We start from the raw sequence: 7,361 nt of genomic DNA, 5'->3' as shown, positions 1-7,361 counted from the left end.
GTTGCCACCGGCATCGCCAACCGCACCGTCTCCGCCGGCCTCACCGACCAGAAACACGAAGAAACACGCGCCAAAGCCGATGCCCTGTACAAGCGTCGCAACTTTTCCCCGGACCAGGTGGCCGCCGCCATTTTCGATGCGGTGCAGAACAACCCGGCCCTGTCGCTGGTGGGCGCCGAAGCCTGGACCACCCGACTGCTCAGCCGCTTTGCCCCGGTATTGTCCCGGCAGGTAGCACGCCTGGACATAACCGCCTGATTGATGACGTGTTGACGATAACAACGGGAGAACAACAGCCATGAACAGCCCTGTACGCCATCAACTGAAAGCACGCCGAGTGCAGTTTGATTTCGACAATACGCCACTGCACTGGCTCAAGGATGATCCGTTTTCCACCCATGTGATCAACGGCATTCACCTGCTGTTACCCGCCGGGGAGCTGTGGTTCTGCCGGGTCTACAACCAGGCCCTGCCACTGGTCAGTGACGACCAGCTACGCGCCGACGTGGAAGGCTTTATCCGTCAGGAAGCCGTGCACTCCCGCGCTCACAGCAAGGCCCAGCTTTATCTGGAACGCCATGGACTAAGCGTGGATGAGTACGTGCAACGGGTGGAATGGCTGTTCGGCACCTTCCTGGGGGATGCGCCCTTCGGGCTGAAACTGCTGCAGCGCAAGGCAATTCAGAAACAATGGCTGGTACTGCGCGTAGGAGTGATTGCCGCCATTGAGCACTTCACCGGCGTGCTGGGCCAGTGGGCCATGGACAACGAAAGCTGGGAAGAAAACGGCGATCCGGCCATGGTGGACCTGTTCAAGTGGCACCTGGCGGAAGAAGTGGAACACCGCACCGTGGCCTTCGACCTGTTCGAACACCTGTGCCAATCCCAGCTCGGTTTTTACGTGAGCCGCCAGGCGTTGATGGCCATCGTGTTTCCGCTGTTCATCTACTTCATTTCCGAAGGCGGTCGCAGCCTGGCCCGACAGGACCCGGACCCCAGCGTGCGCAAACTGGGCCACACCCTGATACCGCAGTTGCTAATGCAACTGGAACTGACCGGCAAGCGCACCGATAACGTGCCCACCTTCACCTTCCTGGTCAACGCCACCCTGCGCTGGCTGTCACCGCGCTTTCATCCGATCCATGAAGGCGACACGGAACAGGCACTGGCCTACCTGGCGCGCTCGCCGGCGGCACAGGCGGCGGCGGTGCACTGAAACTTCACCCCGCCAAAGAGCCTGCCCGGACTTGGTCCGGGCAGGCTCGAAGCGATGACAACAATCAGAAGCGAGTGACGAGGTTCGAGTAACAAAAAACCTTTCGCTCTTCGCAACTCGTAACTCGCTGCCTAGCCCCTACATCGGCACCTTGTCGAACCAGGGCGCCGCCTCTTCCAGCTGCCCCGCCAGCGCCAGCAGCTTGCCTTCATCGCCATGGCCGCCGACGAACTGGGACCCCAGCGGCAGACCGCTGTCGCACCAATGTAACGGCACCGACATGGCCGGCACCCCGGTGACATTGGCGAACTGGGTAAAGGGCATGTACTTGAAGTTCTCCATGGCCATCTGCTCGATCATGCCGGTCTTCATCAACAGTTTTTCTCCGCCCACCTTGAGCAGCATTTTCAGGGCACTCTGCTGCCAGCCCGGGGTGGCCATTTCCCCGATGCGTGCGGGCGGCATGGCCAGCGTCGGCGTCAGCCAGAAATCGTACTGCTCCAGGAAGGTATCCAGCGCGATCATGTACTGTTGCCAGCGCGTCTGACATTTCACGTATTCATGGGCGGGCGTCGCGCGGCCAAAGGCGGCAATGGCCAGCGTATCCAGCTCGAATCCCTCGTCACCACAACCGGTCAATGCCTTCACTTCATCAACCTCGGCGGCACACTGACCAAACCAGACGGACAGCCAGTCCATGCACATCTGCTTGGCATCCATCTGCGGTTCGGCCTCGACTACTTCGTGGCCCAGGTCTCGTAGCAGGGCCACGGTTTTCTCCACTGCTTTTACCGCTTCCGGGTCCACCGGCGTCCCCAGCGGCGACGCCGTGGAAAAACCGATGCGCAGTTTCCCGGGCCGCGATGCCGCCGCCACTTGATAGGGCTGCTCCGGGGCCGCGATATGGAACAGGCTGCCGCGCTCATCACCGTGAGTCAGATCCAGCAGCAGTGCACTGTCACGCACCGAGCGGGTCAGTACATGGTTTACCGCAATGCCGTGCATGGCTTCGGTAAAGGTAGGCCCCCAGGGCGTGCGCCCGCGGCCGGGCTTGAGTCCGAACAGTCCACAGCAAGCCGCCGGGATACGAATACTGCCACCCCCGTCATTGGCGCCGGCTACGGGCACCACCCCCGACGCCACCATGGCGGCAGAGCCACCGGACGAACCACCGGGGGTATGATCCGGGTTCCAGGGGTTGCGGGCCGGGCCATAGGAATCTGGCTCGGTGATACCCTTGGCGCCGAACTCGGGGGTATTGGTGCGACCGAAAGGCACCAGCCCCGCAGCTTTCCAGCGTGCCACCAGGGTGGAATCCTGGTCGGCGCGAATATCGTGTTTCTTGCGTGCCTTGTTGCCCTGATAGCTGGGCGCACCAGCCATTTCCTGAAACAGGTCCTTCACCAGCATGGGCACCCCGGCCAGCGGCCCCGCCAGCGGTGCTGCCGCCCGTTCCCGGGCCTGCTCATAGAGAGGAATGATCAGCGCATTCAGGGAGGGATTTACCTGCTCCGCCCTGGCGATGGCTGTCTCCAGCAACTCGCTGGCAGCGACCTCGCCCTTACCCACCAGCTCCGCCAGCCCCATGGCATCAAATTGGCGATATTCCTCGAACTTCATGCGTGTGCTCTCCCGAAAACGTTATCGTTTTTGCGACGGTCGCAAGGCGACAATCCGGTTACTGTGGCATAGTCTGCCCTGCCAAGTGGGCCAAAGCTTGTGTGTTTACGTTGTAGGGGCAAAGCATGAAAGCGATCGGTTTCAACCAACCCAGAACCATTGATGATGTGCACGCGCTGGAGGATATCCAGCTGGATCTGCCGTCTCCCGGTCCCCGGGATCTGCTGGTGTCGGTGCAGGCAGTATCGGTGAATCCCATCGACGCCAAGTTGCGCCAGCGGCCTCTGGATCAGCCCGGTTACCGGGTGCTGGGGTTTGATGCCGCCGGGGTGGTAGAAGCCGTGGGCGCGGAAGTGGAACACTTCCGCGCCGGTGATCGGGTCTGGTATGCCGGCGCCTTACAGCGCCAGGGCAGCAACGCCCAGTACCAGTGCGTGGACGAGCGCCTGGTGGCAAAGAAACCAGACAGCCTGGGCATGCAGGAAGCCGCCGCCCTGCCCCTGACGGCCATCACTGCCTGGGAGGCCCTGGAAGACCAGCTCGGTTTCCGCCCCGGCGAATGCAAGGGGAAAAGCCTGCTGGTGATCGGCGGTGCCGGTGGCGTGGGCTCCATCGCCATCCAGCTGGCTGCCCACCATTTCGGGCTGACCGTGATCGCCACCGCCGGGCGCGAGACCTCCGCCAACTGGTGCCAGGCCATGGGCGCCCATCAGGTAGTGGACTACCGCAAGGAACTGCTGTCGCAACTGGAGCTGATCGGCCACCCTCAGGTGGACGGCATCCTGGTCACCCAGAGCCTGGACGAATACTGGCACAGCGCCTGCCAGGCGGTGGCCCCGCTCGGTGGCATCTGCGCCATCGTCGACGCCCGCGCGCCGCTGGACCTGAACCCGCTGAAACCGAAAAGCGCCCGCTTCTGCTGGGAGTTCATGTTCACCCGCGCCATGTTCGCCGCCGAGATGCCCCGCCAGGGCCAGATCCTCGATCAGCTGCGCACCCTGGTGGACGCCGGCACCATCCAGACCACCCTCAGCGAAGGCCTGGGCCCGATCAACGCCAACAACCTGAAGACCGCCCACCGGCGGCTGGAGAGTGGACAAACGATTGGCAAGTTGGTGTTGGCGGGGTGGGAAAGTAGTTAACAGTTAATAGTGAATAGTTAACAGCGACGCGATTCGGGTGTGCTGTTTTTTTCAACGCAAGAGGCCGCGCTCAAACCATGGGCGCGGCCTCTTGCGTTAAAGATCAAACCTCTCTTTTCACGCGCAACTGTTAACTATTCACTATTAACTGTTAACTCCCAACCACTCCCCCATCATCCCGGGTAATCACCACTGTTGCCGAGCGGGGTCGGGTAACGCCATCGCTGGCGGGGAAGCTCAGGGTGGGGTGCTGGATGTTGATCCACAGGGTGGTGCCATCCGGGGTTCCGGTGATGCCGGTGACCTCGCAGCCTTTAGGGCCCACCAGAAATCGTTTTACTTCACCGCTGTAGGGATTGGCGCAGAGTAATTGGTTGGTGCCCATGGCACGGTGGGCGGGGCTGTCTTCATCGTAGTCGGTTTCGATCCACAGGCGCCCCTGGGGGTCGAACCAGAGACCGTCCGGGGAAGAAAATATGTCGCCCTGGATGGTGCCGATCTGGTTGGCGGGCACGTCCGCATCCTGCGGGTAACCGGCCAGCATGAACAGTTCCCACTGGAAGGTGGTGGCGGTCGGGTCATCGCCTTGCTCCCGCCAGCGCAGGATATGCCCGTGCTGGTTGTCCCAGCGCGGGTTGGCGCTGTTGATGGGCTGGTCATCGCGGCGGCCACGCTGGTCGTTGTTGGTCAGGGTGACATAGACCTCCCGGTTATCCGGCTTCACCGCCACCCACTCCGGCCGGTCCATGCTGGTGGCGCCGAGCAGATCGGCGGCGCGGCGGGCTTCGATCAGCACCTGGGCCTGACTATCAAACCCGTTGGCGTCGGTGAGCGGGCCGTCCCCGAAAACCAGCGGCTTCCACTGCCCTTTGCCCTTGTCCCCAAACACTCCTACATAGAGGATACCGTCATCAAGCAGGTGGCGATTGGCGGCACGGTTTTCCGGCTGATAGCGCCCGGCGGGGACAAACTTGTAGATGTATTCGCCGCGGGTGTCGTCACCAAAATAAAACGCCATGCCCCCGTCCGGCCCCACGGACGGGGTGGCGCATTCGCGGACCAGCCTGCCCATGGCGGTGCGCTTTATCGGGGTGCTGTCCGGATCGAAAGGATCGATTTCCACCACCCAGCCGAAACGGTTGGGCTCATTCACATGGCCGCCGTGGGGCTGCTCCGGGTAGGGGGTGGCATCAAACCGCGAGTCTACGGATTCCCAGGCAAAGTATTTACTGTTGTCACCCTGGCTGAGCCGATAGCGCTGGTGGGCCACGCGCTGGCGGTAGTCATGCTGATCCCGGTTGACGAAATAGTTGGGCCAGTTTTCCTCGCAGGCGAGGTAAGTCCCCCAGGGGGTAAAACCCATGGCGCAGTTGGCAATGGTACCGAGCACGGTGCTGCCGCGGGGATCGCTGGCCGTCTTCAGGGCGTCGGTGCCGGCGGCAGGGCCGCGCAGGGCCATGGCAGTCATGCCGGTGATACGACGATTGAAGCGGGAATCCATCACCCGCTGCCACTGGCCATCGTCGTCCTGGCGCACTTCAATCACGCTGACACCGTGGGCGGCCTGTTCCTTTTTCACTTCCGCCTCGGGTCGCTGCCGCCGACCGTTGCCATCATGGGTAAAGGTCGGCCCCTGCGGGTGAAGAAACGTGAGCGCCACCTTTTCGTGGTTGATCACCAACAGGCCACGCTGATTGGGGGCCTCGGCAAAGGGAAAGAAATGCATGCCGTCGTGGTTATCGCCGGCCTGCTGCAATTGCTCCTGCCAGTCGTTGCTACCGTCAGCCCGCCAGGCCGGTGCGCCCTGGCGGATCGGGTCGCCCCAGGCATACAGGACCCGGGCGCTGTAGCCTTCGGGCACATTGACGCTATCGAAGGTCATGTCCGTCTGCGGCGGCAAGGGCGAGAACCCCATCAATGGCATGGCCGTGGACGATGCGGGCTGCTCACACCCGGCCAGGGGCGCGGTAAAAAAACCGGCCACGGCGGCGCCCAGCCCTCCCTTCAGGACCGCCCGGCGGGGTAACGCGGAGCCATGGCCCGGGCGCGTTACCGGCTGATCGTCCAGCGCCTCAAGGGCATCGATACGATCCTGTTCATTCATGGCCGTTTCCTTGTTCGGACAACTGCAGGGCGTGATCAATGGCCGTCCAGGGCACCAGCTTGAAGTTCTGCGGCGCCTGGGGAAGACGATTGCGACCATCCTGCACCACCAGCAGACCTTCCGTGTAGGGGCCACCCAGGTTCGCTGACGTCACTTCCAGGCCATCGGTTTCCGACACGCCGTCGATGCCTTGTGCCACATTCATGCCGATACGAAAACGGCCGCGCCAAGTATAAGGCGGCTCGGCGTCCACCAGCACAAAGCTGTTATTGCCCTGACTGGAGATCACCAGGAAATGCTGACCGCCTTTGCGGTACAGGGCCAGCCCTTCAATGTCCGCGTGCAGTCGCTCACTGACGGCCGCCACCTGCTGCACTTTCGCCGGTTGGTCCGCCGCAGCCGGGAACACCCAGACCGCCTTGTCCTCCTCACCCACGAACAAACGGCCGCTGTCATCATCCGCCACGCAGCCCTCCGGCTGACTGGCCACCTTCAGCTTGCGTACCAGGCTACCCTGCAGGGTGTCCCCCTCGACCTGCAACAACCACTGCTCGATGGCACCGCTCTTGCCATTGGGGAAGGCATACAGGCCCTGTTCATCCTGATACAGGCACAGCCCGTAAATCTCTTCCAGCCCGGTGGCGATCTGGCCGGCGTCTTCCAGCACACCGGTGAGCGGATCGATCAGAAACACATGCAGGCTGTTGTGATCACGGTTGCTGGCCACGGCAATGTCATAGCGCCGGCCGGCCACATCCAGATCGTAGCGGACATCCACGTTGTTGAGCCTGCCGGCGGCCAGGAACTGGGTTTCCAGGCCATCCAGCCCGTAGACATGCAGGCCGGCTTTCTTGTCGGTGCCGAGAAGGCGGCTGGCTGAGGGGGTCTGACGGTTGAGCCAGACAGCCGGGTCGTCGGCGGCATCGCCGAACCGGGCCACGGTATCGGTCTGGGCACTGGGCTCGACCACAGGCATGGCATCCGTGACAACCGGGTCCGCGTCCCAGGCAAGCGCCAGGTGGCGCACGCCGTGGTCGCCATCATCCAGCGCATAGAGAGTCAGGGTCTCGCCATCATGGGACGCGGTGAGGCGTTCCGGCTCGTCCAGCTCCGGCACGGTGTAACGGTGATGCACGTCATCGGCAAATCGGTAGAGGTGAAGGTCCCCCGCTTCCTTGTCGAGCAGGGCCACGCCACCGGGAATCACCGCCAACCCGCCGGCGCTTTCGCGAATGTTGCCACGGGGTGCCAGCAGATCCAGCAACTCCCGCTCCGGGTC

The 7,361-nt window shown here is 62.8% G+C and carries 5 protein-coding genes and 1 pseudogene; 3 read left to right on the top strand and 3 right to left on the bottom strand.

The window, feature by feature from the left end:
- Both ACFE0K_RS13735 and ACFE0K_RS13730 read left to right on the top strand, forming a co-directional pair.
- Nucleotides 1-258, top strand: a pseudogene (locus ACFE0K_RS13735) (SDR family oxidoreductase); the annotation flags it as partial.
- A gap of 40 nt (nucleotides 259-298) precedes the next feature.
- Entirely contained in the window at nucleotides 299-1,216 is a 918-nt protein-coding gene (locus ACFE0K_RS13730; protein ID WP_434536597.1) for a metal-dependent hydrolase, read from the top strand.
- A 138-nt stretch (nucleotides 1,217-1,354) separates the two neighbouring features.
- Here the strand turns inward: ACFE0K_RS13730 and ACFE0K_RS13725 are convergent, their stop codons facing one another.
- The gene (locus tag ACFE0K_RS13725) at nucleotides 1,355-2,836 is read right to left on the bottom strand and encodes an amidase (RefSeq protein WP_434536596.1); all 1,482 of its coding nucleotides are present in this window, start codon (nucleotides 2,834-2,836) and stop codon (nucleotides 1,355-1,357) included.
- Between the two features lie 125 nt (nucleotides 2,837-2,961).
- On the opposite strand from ACFE0K_RS13725, the gene ACFE0K_RS13720 reads away from it, so the two are divergent.
- Nucleotides 2,962-3,978 (top strand): zinc-binding alcohol dehydrogenase family protein, encoded by a 1,017-nt coding sequence (locus tag ACFE0K_RS13720; RefSeq protein ID WP_434536595.1) that lies wholly within the window; start codon nucleotides 2,962-2,964, stop codon nucleotides 3,976-3,978.
- A gap of 151 nt (nucleotides 3,979-4,129) precedes the next feature.
- Here ACFE0K_RS13720 and ACFE0K_RS13715 read toward each other — a convergent pair whose 3' ends face one another.
- Together ACFE0K_RS13715 and ACFE0K_RS13710 are read right to left on the bottom strand one after the other, a co-directional pair.
- Nucleotides 4,130-6,082, bottom strand: coding sequence for a PhoX family protein (locus ACFE0K_RS13715; RefSeq protein WP_434536594.1), 1,953 nt, complete (start codon nucleotides 6,080-6,082; stop codon nucleotides 4,130-4,132).
- The coding region (locus ACFE0K_RS13710) for a phytase (RefSeq protein ID WP_434536593.1) at nucleotides 6,075-7,361 on the bottom strand (1,287 nt) is incomplete at its 5' end. The genes ACFE0K_RS13715 and ACFE0K_RS13710, both read right to left, overlap by 8 nt.

Source organism: Alcanivorax sp. (assembly GCF_051117345.1).
Lineage (GTDB): Bacteria > Pseudomonadota > Gammaproteobacteria > Pseudomonadales > Alcanivoracaceae > Alcanivorax.
This window is presented reverse-complemented; position numbering and strand designations above follow the sequence as displayed.

Bases quoted from the DNA above. Each gene is read 5' to 3' on its own strand.
- ACFE0K_RS13725 (WP_434536596.1), bottom strand. From the start codon at position 2,836: ATGAAGTTCGAGGAATATCGCCAATTTGATGCCATGGGGCTGGCGGAG.
- ACFE0K_RS13730 (WP_434536597.1), top strand. From the start codon at position 299: ATGAACAGCCCTGTACGCCATCAACTGAAAGCACGCCGAGTGCAGTTT.
- ACFE0K_RS13720 (WP_434536595.1), top strand. From the start codon at position 2,962: ATGAAAGCGATCGGTTTCAACCAACCCAGAACCATTGATGATGTGCAC.
- ACFE0K_RS13715 (WP_434536594.1), bottom strand. From the start codon at position 6,082: ATGAATGAACAGGATCGTATCGATGCCCTTGAGGCGCTGGACGATCAG.